This is a genomic window from Alteromonas sp. ABM1_013, assembly GCF_056160505.1.
In genome coordinates this window covers 726,836-741,936 of sequence record NZ_JBSWXH010000003.1, presented here as the reverse complement: position 1 = coordinate 741,936, position 15,101 = coordinate 726,836, and the positions used below count along the sequence as shown (strand labels likewise).

The 15,101-nt window shown below is 43.8% G+C and carries 9 protein-coding genes; 3 read left to right on the top strand and 6 right to left on the bottom strand.

Going from position 1 to position 15,101, the window contains the following annotated elements:
* Positions 1–13 precede the first annotated feature (13 nt).
* From ACXAGK_RS11550 to ACXAGK_RS11535, 4 genes are all read right to left on the bottom strand, one after another.
* Complete coding sequence (locus ACXAGK_RS11550; protein ID WP_474856350.1) at positions 14–931, bottom strand: 23S rRNA (adenine(2030)-N(6))-methyltransferase RlmJ; 918 nt, start codon at positions 929–931, stop codon at positions 14–16.
* Positions 932–1,076: 145 nt separating this feature from the next.
* The gene (locus tag ACXAGK_RS11545; RefSeq protein WP_474856349.1) at positions 1,077–2,807 is read right to left on the bottom strand and encodes a dihydrolipoyllysine-residue acetyltransferase; all 1,731 of its coding nucleotides are present in this window, start codon (positions 2,805–2,807) and stop codon (positions 1,077–1,079) included.
* Between the two features lie 16 nt (positions 2,808–2,823).
* Positions 2,824–3,801, bottom strand: coding sequence for an alpha-ketoacid dehydrogenase subunit beta (locus tag ACXAGK_RS11540; protein ID WP_061095031.1), 978 nt, complete (start codon positions 3,799–3,801; stop codon positions 2,824–2,826).
* Positions 3,801–4,988, bottom strand: coding sequence for a thiamine pyrophosphate-dependent dehydrogenase E1 component subunit alpha (locus ACXAGK_RS11535; RefSeq protein WP_474856348.1), 1,188 nt, complete (start codon positions 4,986–4,988; stop codon positions 3,801–3,803). The genes ACXAGK_RS11540 and ACXAGK_RS11535 overlap by 1 nt, the downstream gene beginning before the upstream one ends.
* A gap of 516 nt (positions 4,989–5,504) precedes the next feature.
* On the opposite strand from ACXAGK_RS11535, the gene ACXAGK_RS11530 reads away from it, so the two are divergent.
* A complete protein-coding gene (locus tag ACXAGK_RS11530; RefSeq protein WP_474856347.1) occupies positions 5,505–9,476 on the top strand; it encodes a S8 family serine peptidase in 3,972 nt (1,323 codons plus the stop codon).
* 42 nt (positions 9,477–9,518) lie between these two features.
* Here the strand turns inward: ACXAGK_RS11530 and rmuC are convergent, their stop codons facing one another.
* Complete coding sequence (gene rmuC, locus ACXAGK_RS11525) at positions 9,519–10,808, bottom strand: DNA recombination protein RmuC (RefSeq protein WP_474856346.1); 1,290 nt, start codon at positions 10,806–10,808, stop codon at positions 9,519–9,521.
* 286 nt (positions 10,809–11,094) lie between these two features.
* Positions 11,095–12,624, bottom strand: a complete 1,530-nt coding sequence (locus tag ACXAGK_RS11520; protein WP_474856345.1) for a fumarate hydratase — start codon at positions 12,622–12,624, stop codon at positions 11,095–11,097.
* A 267-nt stretch (positions 12,625–12,891) separates the two neighbouring features.
* Here ACXAGK_RS11520 and pabB point away from each other — a divergent pair, with 267 nt between their 5' ends.
* Together pabB and ACXAGK_RS11510 are read left to right on the top strand one after the other, a co-directional pair.
* Positions 12,892–14,328, top strand: coding sequence for an aminodeoxychorismate synthase component I (gene pabB, locus ACXAGK_RS11515; protein ID WP_474856405.1), 1,437 nt, complete (start codon positions 12,892–12,894; stop codon positions 14,326–14,328).
* Between the two features lie 117 nt (positions 14,329–14,445).
* The gene (locus ACXAGK_RS11510) at positions 14,446–15,018 is read left to right on the top strand and encodes a CoA pyrophosphatase (protein ID WP_179983451.1); all 573 of its coding nucleotides are present in this window, start codon (positions 14,446–14,448) and stop codon (positions 15,016–15,018) included.
* The last annotated feature ends 83 nt before the right edge of the window (positions 15,019–15,101 follow it).

The following is a 15,101-nucleotide window of genomic DNA, read 5'->3' as shown; positions in this document are numbered from 1 at the left end:
TCAATACCATTGATTAGGAATCTTCATTTACCCAAGTAACCTGCGCCGTGGCATGAAAACCCGTTTCATTTTTACCTAGCATGTCAATAACGCTTGTTAATGCTCTGTCTAGGTTCGTATCTAGCTGCCATGGCGGGTTCAGTACAAACACACCAGAACCATACATGCCTGCGTCAGACGTATTTTCTGCAACACATATCTCAGCTTTGAAGCTGGGTCTGCCTAGTTCTGCGAGTTTGTCGCACATAGCTTCACTTGCACCGCTTTTAGCGCCAGCCCTTTCTGAAAGCAGTGGGTACCACACGACAATTTGCGCCTGCTGCCAACGTTTCAACACCTGTTCAACGCCTTTGACAAGGTCGCTATACTCATTCACTCTCTCGTATGGAGGGTCAATTAAAATAGCACCGCGATTAGGCTTTGGCGGCGTGAGTGCTCGAAGCCCTTCGTAGCCATCCCGTTTGTGTGTATGGCTATGTCCGGTACGAAGTCGCGACACGTTTTTCTCTAATTTTTGAAACTCGCCAGGATGAAGCTCCATTAAATGTAAAGTATCAACACCGCGTTTAGCCTTAGCGCTTATTGCAGGAGAGCCTGGATATTGCTGTTGCGCTAAGAAAGGTTCACATAATGACAGGTAGTCATTAAGTAGGCTTGGCAAATTTTCCGTGCTCTTGTTTTTTGGAGCCAGGTTTTCTGAAGCTGCAGTTCCATCACCTTGCCCGAAAAGACGGGAAATACCTGATTCGTACTCTTTGTTCTTTGACGATAGGTCGTCGGTTAAATCATATGTGCCAGCACCGGCATGCGTGTCAAAAAGCGTAAAGGGCTTGTCTTTCTTTTTTAAGGCGTTGATAACACCAATCCAACAAAGATGTTTGATGACGTCGGCGTGATTGCCAGCATGAAAGGCGTGTTGATAACTAAGCACAAAACCTCAGTAAAATATTTGTTTGTTTATAGGAAACTATAATAACGCCATCCCGCGATGAGGTACACAAAACAAAAAAAGGCCAATACGTTGATATTGGCCTCCTTACTATTACGCTACAGCATATAAAAATGCACTAAATAGATCATTTAAGGTGCATTAGCATTTTTTCTGGCTGGGTAAGATAACTCATCCATAAATTATTGAAGCGCACCATAGTTGCACCATCAATAATTCGGTGATCACCCGACCAATTAACTGCCATGATATGTTGTGCGCTAACATTACCCTCATCGTCAAAGCGAGGAAGCTTTTGAGTCTTACCTAACGCCACAATAGCGGCTTCCGGCTTGTTAATTACCGGCGTAGCAGTGATACCGCCGATAGCCCCAATGTTTGAGATGCTGATAGTACCACCTTTTAAATGCTCGCCGGCTACGCGCCCTGCCCTCGCTTGCTCGATAATATCTTGCATTTGAACGGCAATATCCAGTAGTGAAAGATCTTGTACCCTTTTAATATTAGGCACAAGAAGTCCAATTTTGGAATCTACCGCAAAGCCAATATTGTGATCAGAATAGTAGCTAATCTCAGTGGCATCCTCATTGAGTTGACTGTTAATTACAGGAAACTCGTTAAGTGCCAGCGACATCGCTTTAACGAAAAATGGCATAAAGCTTAATTTAACATTGTTCGCCTCAAACTCAGGCTTAAGCAAGCTACGTAACGACATTAGGTTGTCCATCACTAACTCATCGCTTACAGTGAAGTGAGGAATTGTGTAGACCGACGCGGACATCTGCTTGGCCATTGCGGCCTGAATACCGCGCACTTTTTCCGTCTTAACACTGCCTTTAACTACACTGTATGCGCTATTTATATCGCCTTTTTGTGTGGTGGGCTCGTTTGACGAAGCAGTTGACGTATCTTGTGCCGACGCGCCACCATTTGTTTGCTGTAGATTCATTACGTCAGACTTAAGAATACGCCCTTTTTTACCAGAGCCTTTAACTGTAGACAGGTCGATATTCTTTTCTCTAGCAACACGTCTTACCGCAGGGCTAGCCAGAACCTTACCTTCTATAGCAATAGGTGGCTCGTATTCGCCGTCGCTGAATTTTGAAGGAGCAACTTGTGCTGATTGCTGACTTGAACCGTTTGTTTGCGTTTTCAGAGAACTTTGAGATGCAACGCTTGAAGCACTGTTGTTTACCGATGGTGATTCGTCATTAGTACCGCTAGTAATTGTGGCTTCACCGGCAACTTCTAGTGCGAACAAGGCACTATGTACTTTAGCGATGTCACCTTGGGCGTAATAAAGCCGATGCACGGTTCCCGCATTTTTAGCAGGAATTTCAACCACTGCTTTATCAGTCATCACTTCAACAACAGCTTGATCTTCTTCGATGTCGTCGCCCTCAGCCACATTCCATTTCACAATTTCACACTCAACGATACCTTCACCAATATCTGGCAGTATAAAGTCTTCAATGTGCTTGCCATTGGAATCACTAGAAGGTGATAAACCTCCTTGGGCGGCAGTTGTGTGTTCAGGCCCTTCGGCGCTATCGTTTTCTTTTATACGCTGCGTATTTGCCTCAGTGCTTGTGTCGCTATTTGCTCCTGCATCGTTCGCATCATCCGGCGTCATTGAAAATAGTGGCTCATGAACCTTAGCAATATCGCCAACCGCATAATGCAACTTGTTAACCACCCCAGCATGCATAGCTGGAATTTGAACGGTGGCTTTGTCGGTCATTACTTCAGCTACGGGCTGATCTTCTTCAATGTGTTCACCTTCTGAAACCAACCATTCTAAAAGTTCACATTCAACAATACCTTCACCTATATCCGGTAAGATAAATTCAATTGTCATATCATTGTCTCCCGGCTTAATAATGAAGCGTACGCTTAATAGCTTCGTACGTTTTGGTTTCGTCTGGCATGTATTCTTTTTCATGAGCCAATGGATATGGCGTATCTAAACCACAAACCCTGGCAATCGGCGCCTCAAGATATAGAAAACAGCGCTCTTGAATGCTTGCTGCTATTTCACTTGCAAAGCCACCTGTTAACGGAGCTTCATGGTTTATCAGTAGACGACCAGTTTTCATGACAGATTGCATCACTGTTTCAACATCCCACGGAAGTATGCTGCGCAAGTCGATGATTTCACAGGACACACCATCTTCAAGGGCCATTTCTGCAGCTTTTTGCAAGATTTCTATCTGTGCACCCCAACCTAGAAGCGTAATATCGCTACCTTCCTGCACAATATCCGCTTTACCTAGCGGTAGCTCGTAATCTTCTTCTGGTACTTCTGATACGGAGGCACGGTAAAGTCGCTTAGGCTCCATAAACAATACGGGGTTTTTATCGCGAATTGACGCAAGTAATAAACCTTTTGCTTGATACGGATCTCGAGGGATAACAATCTTAAGACCTGGACAATGTGCAAAGAACGCTTCAGGTGACTGGCTATGGTAATGTCCGCCTGCGATCCCACCGCCGTATGGAGTGCGGATAGTTAATGTACCTACATCAAACTGTCCACCTGAACGATAACGCCACTTCGCTGTTTCGTTCACGATTTGATCAAAAGCTGGAAAGATGTAATCACCGAACTGAATTTCTGCAACAGGAACCGAGCCTTGCGAGGCTAAACCATTAGCAAAGCCAATAATGCCTTGCTCAGTGAGTGGCGTGTTGAAGCAACGGGCTTTACCAAATTTTTCTTGAAGATGGCTCGTTGCCCGAAATACACCACCAAAGTGTCCCACATCTTCACCAAAGACCATTACTTTCTCATCTTCGGTCATGGCAGTGATGAGTGCATTATTAATTGCTTGTAGTAAGTTCATCTTGGCCATTATTTCACTCTCCCTGCGGTTTTAGGGTACATCTTTGGGTATTTCTTTATGTGTGCTTTTAGTTCGTTAAGTTGTTCTTTTAGGTGCCATGGCGCTGTGTCGTAAACGTCTTCTACTATATCGTCGATAGCACATACGTCTGTTTTCTCACAACTCTTCATCGCAGCTAATACATCTTGTCTTGCTTTATCAACACGTTTTTGATTTTCAGCTGCATCAAACCACCCTTTGCTTTCTAGCCATTTTTCCATACGAGCGATAGGGTCTTTTGCACGCCATTTGTCTTCTTCTTCACGAGAGCGATAGCCTGTTGGATCGTCTGACGTTGAGTGTGCAGCTAAGCGGTACGTCATGGCTTCAATGAGCACAGGGCACTTTTCTTCAATGGCGATTCGGCGGGCTTCTTTAGTAGCGGCATAAATAGCTAACACATCGTTACCGTCAACACGGATAGTTTTGATACCGTAGCCTAAGCCGCGAGACGCAATACCATCACCTGCAAATTGCTCTTCTGCGGGCGTTGATATGGCGTAACCATTGTTACGACAAAAGAAAATTACGGGGCAATTCAGTACAGCTGCCATATTTAAGCCAGCATGGAAATCGCCCTCTGAAGCTGCACCTTCACCAAAGTAGCAAATGGTCACCACGTCTTTACCCGACATTTTTTGTCCGTAAGCGTAACCAGAAGCTTGAGGGATTTGTGTGCCTAAAGGCGAGGAAATGGTCATGAAGTTAAGGGGCTTGTCACCGTAATGGATAGGCATTTGACGACCTTTGTTAGGGTCGTCCTTGTTGCTAAACATTTGGTTCATGAATTGTTCTGTCGTATAACCACGGTAGGCCAGCGCGCCTTGTTCACGATATTGCGACATAATCATGTCATCGTCTGATAACGCAGCAGCACTTGCTACTGATGCGGCTTCTTCACCTGTACTCGCAAGATAGAAACTGATACGCCCCTGACGTTGTGCACCTACCATGCGTTCGTCCAACACGCGGATATAATGCATGGTATTAAAAATTTTTAATGCTTCATCCTGGTCAAGTTCAGGCTCTACCGCTTTTTCGGTAAGTTCGCCTTCTGATGACAAAATTTGAAGCATTGGGATATCAACAACCCCTTTTGTAATGATTTCGACCTGATTTGTTGTTTTTACTTCGGCCAAATGATTTCTGTCTTTCACGTTTGTTCCCCTTAAATATGAGGGTTAATAGCGACTTTTATAGTTTGGGATATGCTAGATGAGGAATTGCAGGAGTGTCTTACTTATTCGAAGGTAAAAATTCAAATGGATGAAATCACTATACTCAATTAGTCTAAATTAAAAGGATAACCGTCCTAATAAAGTAAAGCTCATGTAAATTTTATGAAAACATCATAGGATAAGCCTCATAGTAAAATTGTATAATTGAGCGAAACACAAAGTTCGTTCGTGGTTTTTTATGTAATTTTATTTCAATTTTATTCGACGAACTACTACTTCAGCAGCCAATTTTTCTAGTTTTATTTCAAATTTACCTGACACCCAAATGTAACAAAATATGTAATTTGTGTATTTCTGAAATACACATTACATAACCCGAGAAATTGTGCTAACAATAAATGTGTCATGACGGCAAATAGCGATAAAAAAGGGCATTAAGCCTATAAAGCAAATATAGACCGTCAGGCCCAGGGAACTATTCACACGAGAATAATTATGAAAAAAACAATTATCAGTACAGTAGTTGCAACTGCACTAGCAGGTTCTGCTTTTGGCGCGTTTGCTCTATCAAATCAAATCTCCGGCCACAGCGTTGAACAACAAAACGCAATTGAGGCTTCTTTCGATAAAAAGAATATTCTTGCAAATGCTATTCAAACAAGTAGTGACAGTGTTCGCGTTATCGTTCAGTTAAACGACGTACCAATGGCGCAATTTAGCGCTGTTAACCCGAGTGTTAGCAGCATGTCTGCGCATAAAGGTCAAAAGGTTAACTTTGAGTCAAACGCAGCTAAGGAATATAAATCGTTCCTTGAAACTCAACAGCAATCTGTTATTCAATCAATTAAAGCGTTTGATAAATCATTTAAAGCTGACCTGTCTTACACAGCGGCTTTTAACGGCTTCGCTGGTATTGTATCAAAAAGCGCGCTTGATAAGCTTTCGAGCCTATCTACAGTTAAAGCGGTATACCCAGACGTTATCCACCACGCACAAATGGATGCAAGCTTAGACTTAATCGGTGCAGTTGAGACGTGGGAACAGTTTGGCGGTAAAGAAAGTGCCGGTGCGGGCGTCAAAGTAGCTATCATCGATAGTGGTATTCGCCCACAGAACCCCCTATTTAGCGGAGAGAACTTCGAAGCGCCAGCCGCAGATACCCTACCTACTGACGATTACTGTTCGGAAGTCCCTGATTTTTGTAACAATAAGCTAATTGTTGCTCGTGCAGCGGATATCGTAGAAGGTTTCTCAGTTGTTGAGGAAGAGTATGAGAGCCCACTAGGTTTTAACGGCCACGGTACTCACGTTGCAGGGACTGCGGTGGGTAACTACGGCGTAATGGCTGAGCGCGACGGTGCAGAAGCTGAAATTTCTGGTGTTGCACCGGCTGCGTATCTTATGGTGTACAAAGGCCTGTATGCAACTCCAGCAAACCCAGCATCTTCAAGCGGTGCATCTTCAATGTTACTGTCAATGCTTGAAGCTGCACTGACAGACGGCGCTGATGTTGTTAACAACTCTTGGGGCGGCGGCGCTGGCGGTAACCCTAATGGCTCTGTATACGAAGATGTACTTGAAGCCATGCACGATGCTGGTGTAGTTACCGTATTTGCAGCGGGTAACGATGGTCCAGGTGAAGGTACAATTGGTTGCCCGGGTTGTTCTGAAGACGTTATCACGGTTGCAAACACAACAACGGGTCGTTTGTTTGCAAACGAAGTGACTATCGAAGGTGATACTACAATTGGTTCAATCCCTGCGCTTTATTCAGTGGGTAACCCTGCAATTGTTTTCGATAGCCCAATTACTGCACCGGTTGTTTATGCTGGTGAAGTTAATGCGGAAAATGTGGAAGGATGTGATGCATTCGACGCTGGCGCGTTTGAGGGTGCAATTGCACTTATCAGCCGTGGCACTTGTGGTTTTGTAACAAAAATTGAAAACGCAGAAGCGGCTGGCGCTGAAGCTGTGCTCATCCACAACGTAGATGGTCGCGGAGAAGCGCCAATCTTAATGGGCGGCCTAAGCGAAGCGCAAACTATTCCTTCACTAATGCTTCCTGCTACGCCAGGACAAGCGCTTGCAACTCTTGCAGTGGAAACAGATGAGTCACTAAATGTGACCATTGGTAGTGACATAGTACGTGTTGTTTCAGATAGCCTTGCTGACATCATGAATGAAAGCAGTTCTCGTGGACCAAACGGCGACCCTACATTCCTTAAGCCAAATATTGCGGCACCTGGTACACGTATTTTCTCTGGTGAATCTCCAGATGCTCCAGGACATGAAGGCGAATCTTTCTCGTTTAAAAATGGTACGTCTATGGCGTCACCACACGTAGCAGGCGCAGCGGCTCTACTTAAACAAATGCACCCAGACTGGACTGCACAGCAAATTAAGAGTGCCCTTGTAACGTCTTCTATCCGAGACGTACTTAAAGAAGATGCTGCTACACAAGCAGACAACTTTGACATGGGTGCAGGTCGTTTAGATCTACCTCGTGCTACAACTGTTGAGCTTACATACAGTGATTTAAGCTTGGTAGATGGTAGCTGCTACTTGAACTGTGAAATGTCTATCACGGTTACTAATACTAGCGACGAAGAAGTAACTGTCGATGCAACCGCTATGTTTAACGACTCTGCTATTGTAGCAACCGTTACACCACAAATGGCTACTCTGCCAGCAGGTGCTTCTGCTGAAATTATGGTTGCGGTAGACGTTACAACAGCCTCTACAGGCTCATGGTCGTTCGGTGGTATTAACTGGGCAGATACAGACGACACAACGACGGATTACTTTATTCCTGTTGCGGTTTACCCTATTAGCACAGATAGACCAGAATTGTTTAGTAGTGATGTTAGTACTAGTTTGGCTGAAGAAGAAGAATTAGTAAGAGTAACTGCATCAGCAACTAACCAGAATGTGACAGGTATGATTGGTGTTACTGGTTCAATCGATCACAAGTTCGAAATTGACCCTTCTAGTATCGCAGCGGTTAAGAATGGTGACCAACAGCCGGTATCTTACGACGCCGATAAAGGTGAAATCTATTGGGAAGGTGCATTGAATACCTCGTCGTATTCACTTGATTCTGACACTTCGATTGGAGCGCTAACAGGCGGTTACCTGCCAATGGCTGCATTAGGTGTACAGCCTCTTACGTGTTCTGGTTCGTGTGATGACACGTCTATCACGCTAACTGGCCTTCCTGAAATGACTTACCTTGGCAAGACCTACACGTCAATGCAGGTTTCTTCAAATGGTTACATTTCTCTTGGTACATCGTCAGGCAACGTAACGACCCCTTCACCCGCTGTTATGCCAGACAGCAATGAACCAAACAACGTACTAGCTCCTTTTTGGACTGACCTTGATTTACTAGGTACTGATGCTGGTGATGAAGGTACAGGTAACTTATATGCAGCTAACTTGAACGGTCCTAATGGCTCATTGTTGGTAATTGAATGGGAAAATGCTCAATTGTGGGGTATTCCTGATACTAGCTTTAATTTCCAAATTTGGTATGACTTTGCTTTTGATAGTATCCACTTTGTTTATGGTGAAATGGATAGCCCTCAATACGCAACTGTCGCAGGTTTTGAAAATAATACAGGTACTGCTGGCTTTACATTGGGTGCTCTAACAACGGCAGGCTCTCAAGGAACGCTTCCTGTAGCTGGTGATGAGTTTATTTTAGCATCATCACCAGGCGATGAAATCGAGTTCAGCTATAATGGTACTGTTCTTCCTTCAGGCGAATACATGGATGACATGCTAACTGTTGATGAAGATGCGTCGGTAACGGCTAACATCCTTGCTAACGAGATGGATAGCACGATCATTAACACGTTTACAATGGAATCACTTTCAGGTGATTTCCGAACGTTTACGCCAATTACTATCGATAAAGAGCCACTTGACCCGTCAACTGTTACAGTTACTACTGAAGCAGCAAACGGTTCAGTGACAGTTAACGATGATGGTACGGTAACCTACACACCAAATACAGACTTCTTTGGTGAAGACTCATTTACCTACACAGTCCAAGTTGAAGGTACAACTACTGATGAAGGTGAAGTTGTAGAAGGTGATGTTATTGGTGAAGGTACGGTAACTGTACAAGTTGCTGGCGTTCAAGATGCACCAGTACTTTCAATTTCTGCGCCATCAAGCGTTGATGAAGGCGAGTCATTTACCGTAACAGCTTCAGCAACTGACGCAGACGGCGATGACGTTACGATCGCTATCAATGGTGTTGAAATGACATCATTCACTGGTACTGCACCAAGTCATGAGCAATCGACAACTGTGACGGTAGAAGTAACAGCAACAGACGGTATCGATACAACTACAGAAACCGTAACTATTGCAGTTAACGATAAGTCTGGTGGTTCTATGGGCTGGATTGCATTACTTCTTGCACCAGCTGTATACCTGCGTAGACGCATGAAACGTTCATAACGTTTACTAAAAATGTAAAAAAGGCCGCAATCGCGGCCTTTTTTAATCGTCTTTCGAAAGTTGCTGTAGATGCTGTGACATCCGCTTACTTGGCTGGACCCCAAGTTCACGGAACTTTTCAATTTGTCTAACGATGTTCCCTCGTCCGTTAGTTAGTTTATTCATTGCTTGCTCATAACTTGCCTGAGCGGTATCCATAGACTTTCCTACTTTTTCCATATCAGTAACAAAACCTACAAACTTGTCGTATAACTTAGCGGCTTGTTCAGCAATAAGCTGTGCATTTTGATTTTGGTACTCGTATTGCCAAATATTATTAATGGTTCTAAGCGCGACAAGCAAGTTTGTAGGGCTTACCAGCATAATATTGTGGTTTAGCGCCATGGTGACCAAGTCGGGCTCTTCTTCTACAGCAATTAAAAAAGCGGGTTCTATGGGAATGAAAAGTAAAACATAGTCTAACGTCTTTAATCCTTTTAAGTTCTGGTAGTCTTTTGCGCCAAGGCCTTTAATATGCCCTTTTATTGAAGCTACGTGCTGACTTAAAAACTGCGCTTTTTCCGTTTCATCATCACAATTGAAATAGCGCTCATAAGCTGCAAGGCTTACTTTTGAATCTATGATGACGTCTTTATCATTTGGTAAATGCACTACTACATCAGGCTGGAAACGCTTGCCTTGTTCAGATGTCGCAGACATTTGTGTTTCGAATTCGTGTCCTTCCCGTAAACCAGATTCCTTAAGAATGCGTTCAAGAACGACTTCACCCCAGTTACCCTGCTTCTTGTTATCACCTTTTAGTGCATTGGTAAGTGCAGCTGCTTCTTCTGTTATTTTTTGATTTAAAGCTTTTAAGCCTAATATTTCTGTTTTAAGTGATGCTCGCTCTTGGCCTTCACGTATATGCTGCTCTGAAATTTGGCGTTTAAAGCCATCTAATTCATTTTTAAACGGTGCCAGCACAGCCTCAATATTGTGCTTAGTTTGTTGGGTATAGCGCTGCTGTTTCTCTTCAAAAATTCGGTTTGCTAAGTTCTCAAACTGGGTTTGCAACCGTTGTTCAGAGGCATTCATAGCCGCTAACTTGTCTTCATGCGCCGCATGCAGCGCCTGAATTCTGGCCTGATGGGCCTCGTTTTGCGCCTGAAGTTTTGCGTTAGCCACCCTCTCGCTGCTCAATTCATTTTGCAACTTGTCACAATACTGTGAAGATTGAGAAAGCTTCGCCGAGTTATTTTGGCTGCGGATGAAAGAATAAAGTGCTAATAGACAAACACTAATAAAAGCAATTAAGAAAGCGACGGGTTCGCTTGAGATAAGGTTGGTGATCATAGTGCACGTTCATACTGTTATTTTGTACAGCACTATAAACAAAATAAAGAAAATATACCAATCTGTATAGGATTAAAACAGGTGAATCAAGTGGGTGTTAGTTTCTCGGCCGAGGCCATGTAATCTCAATTATAAAAACAGAAAACGGGCGACTACGCGCCCGTTTCATTTAATCAATCAAAGCTTTTAAATTTGTTTTGGTAAGCGAAATAATCTCACTATCGTGATGATTTTCGCATTAGCCAAGTTATTTGTAAAAGCTTTGCAAAAGCCTCACCGTAACTCACTATTTAGAAAGTGAAGCGTCAAGCTCTTCTATTTTAGCTTTCCAAATAGCAGGGCCATTCTTATGTGCATTGGCACCCGTGCTGTCTACAGCAACGGTTACCGGCATGTCTTCTACGTCAAACTCGTAGATTGCTTCCATACCTAAATCTTCAAATGCCACAACGCGTGAATTCTTAATCGCTTTCGATACCAGATAAGCTGCACCACCTACTGCCATAAGATACACAGCTTTGTGTTTTGCAATGGAATCAACCGTTGCTGGGCCACGCTCTGCTTTACCAATCATGCCGATAAGACCTGTTTGTTCAAGCATCATGTCTGTGAACTTATCCATACGCGTCGCTGTTGTAGGGCCAGCCGGACCCACTACTTCGTCACCTACAGCGTCAACAGGACCCACGTAATAGATAAAGCGATTAGTTAGGTCAACGCCTTCTGGAAGACCTTCACCATTTTCCATCATGGTTTGAATGCGTTTATGTGCGGCATCACGGCCTGTAAGCATTTTACCTGATAGTAATACCGTTTCGCCTACTTTCCACTCTTGAATGCCTTCTTTGGTCACTTCATCAAGGTTCACGCGGCGGGTGTTTTCACTCACTTCCCACGTTACTTCTGGCCAATCTTCAAGCTTAGGCGGCGTAAGTTCTGCTGGACCTGACCCATCTAGATAAAAGTGTGCGTGACGTGTAGCGGCACAGTTAGGGATCATAGCCACTGGCTTAGATGCAGCATGAGTAGGCAGAGACTTAATTTTAACGTCAACAACGGTCGTCAAACCGCCTAAGCCCTGTGCGCCAATACCCAGTTTGTTAACTCGGTCAAAAATTTCTAAGCGAAGTTTTTCGTCAGTGGTTTGCGGGCCACGTTCAATAAGCTCTTGAATATCTACTGGATCCATAAGGCTTTCTTTAGCAAGTACTGCAGCTTTTTCAGCGGTACCGCCAATACCTATTCCCAGCATACCAGGAGGACACCACCCCGCCCCCATTGTAGGCAAGGTTTTAACAACCCAATCAGCAATATCATCGCTTGGGTTTAGCATAACCATTTTAGATTTATTCTCTGAACCGCCGCCTTTTGCTGCGATCATTACTTCAATCTTTTCACCCGCAACCATGTCGATGTGAACAACAGATGGCGTGTTATCTTTCGTGTTTTTACGGGCACCAGCTGGGTCAGCAACGATAGATGCACGAAGCGGGTTGTCAGGATTAAGATAAGCGCGGCGTGTACCTTCATCAACCATTTCTTGAACGGTCATGTCAGTTTTGTCCCATGTTACGCCCATCCCCACTTTAACGAAGCAGGTTACAATCCCGGTGTCTTGACACAATGGGCGCTTTCCTTCGGCCGACATACGCGAGTTGATAAGAATTTGGGCCATTGCATCTTTCGCGGCTTGGCTCTTCTCTTTGTTGTACGCTTCTTCTACGGCCTTAACATAGTCGAGTGGGTGATAGTAAGAAATAAACTGCAGGGCATCTTCAATGCTGTCAATGAAGTCTTGTTGACGGATAACGGTCATGACATCCTCTTTTTATTTGGCTTTCGTGGTCTTAGCTAGCTAAAAAAGCGTATACTAGCGCATCTCAAGACATCGCACCATGCAAAACCATGTGCTTGGGGCTAATTCCAGATATTTTTACGCGCTATATTAGTTATACGCATTAGAAAGCGTTGTAATAGCAACAATAAAAACACTTGTTCGCAAGTGTCAGTTACAAATTGGCGGTCGTTCTTTTCTGCTTTTAAGCACTCGACGGCCTAGATGAAAAGAAGTACAGAAAAACCTATGCCACACGCAGATACTATCAATGTTCATGTCACCCGTTTTACTCAACAGGAGTTAGCCAACGAATTTGCGCTAGACTGCAATAACACTGCAGTTTTCAATAGATTATTTGAACAAATATCTGCACAGCCCTACGCTATTCTATTCGATACTTCAGGTTCTTCTAAGAGCGATGGCCGATTTAATATAATGGCCTTTTCACCTACCGCTGTTATTGAGGCGAAAGGTGAACAAACAGAACTAATCGATTTACACACTTCTTCACGCCAGCGTCTTAACATGCGGCCTTTCGAAGCGGTTCAAGCGCATTTGCATGCCAGAGTCGAATCTATCGAAGTAAAGGCTACTTTTGACACTACCCACTTACCTTTCATTGTTGGTGTAGCAGGAATGGCTGGATATGATACCGGTCGATTCTATGAAACATTACCCAGTATGGCTCAAAGCGACTACAGTACACCTGATTTCACTGTTGGCTTGTATCTGTATTCACTTATTGAAGACACCCAAACGGGCTATATCTATTTTTGCAGCGCAGATAATCGTCCTTTGTCGCAAGTATTTAAGTCGTTAAAGCAAGTAGCAACATCTAAGGATTTTAAGCTCACATCGCCCTTTAAATCTAATCTATCGAAAGACGCCTACGAAACATGTTTAGGTAAAATTAACGCTTATCTTCGTGCAGGCGACTGCTATCAGGTAAATATGGCACAGCGATTTAGTGCGGAGTTTGAAGGAAGCATGTGGCAGGCATATTGCGAGTTACGTAATCAGAATCAAGCGCCCTTTTCTGCCTATTACAACCTTCCACAAGGCTGTATAGCGTCTATTTCACCTGAACGTTTTTTACGTGTGAAAAACAAGGTTGTAGAAACTAAGCCCATTAAGGGCACTCGCCCTCGCTTTGACGATATTGAAAAAGATAAAGCCAGTGCACAGAGTTTGCTTAACGCCGAAAAGGATCGTGCCGAAAACCTTATGATTGTGGACCTGCTTCGTAACGATGTTTCAAAACACTGCAAGCCCCACTCAGTAAAAGTACCCGCACTCTTTGCACTTGAAAGTTATGAAGCGGTACATCATTTAGTCAGTACTGTAACTGGCGAACTAAACGATGCGTCGTCGCCTTTGGCGCTTTTAGCGTCTGCCTTCCCTGGTGGTTCAATTACTGGCGCACCAAAGATACGCGCTATGGAAGTGATTGATGAACTAGAACCCCATCGTCGCCATATATATTGTGGCAGCGTGTTTTATATGGGGTACCGAGAAGATATGGATTCAAGTATCTGTATACGCACGGTGTTAGCTGAGAATAATAGATTACATTGCTGGGCAGGCGGTGGTATCGTGCTAGATTCTGTACCAAGTGAAGAATATCAGGAAACACTTGATAAGGTATCAAAAATACTGCCCGTGCTAGCAATGATGAATCAGTAACAGAACAGTTTTATACGCTCTAACGGCAAGGCTCTAACGGCAAGCTTAATATCTGGCTTTTGACCTGCCCTGGTTTGTAACTTGCGTTGGATTGTGACTTATAAAAAATTAGTATCTATGAAGAAAAGCGAATTTCTATCACAATTTCATCACTTAAGGCTGACTCACACTGAGCCTGACTTTCCTTTAAAGAAAACAGGACGACCCGCGGCGGTGTTAATACCTTTGATAGACTATGGCAACTCTCTACAGCTTCTGTTAACTGAACGTGCGCATCATCTGAAACATCACCCCGGCCAAATCAGCTTTCCGGGTGGAGCGGTGGATGAAACCGACAATTCTTTTTTTGCCGCTGCGCTTCGCGAAGCAGAAGAAGAAGTTGGCCTTCCGTCTACTCACGTAGATGTTATTGGCATGCTGCCAAAATATAGAACAATCAGTGGCTACGAAATAGCCCCAGTTGTAGGCTTTGTAAACCCTGACTTCACACCTGTTATCGATAAGAATGAAGTAGAGAGCGCTTTCGAAGTCCCGCTTGCTCATGTGCTAGATAGAAAGAACCACCTAGTCCATAATACTCACCGAAATAACAAAACTTTTCCTATATACTTTATTCCTTGGCAGCACCGTATGATTTGGGGCGCAACAGCTGCTATGCTACGAAACCTTTCGCACCATATACATCCGTGATAGCGAAAACCACTAAGGACAACAAGACAGTCTTGTCAAAGGCGCTATAAATTAAACTTTACAGTCTATTAGCAAAACTAATC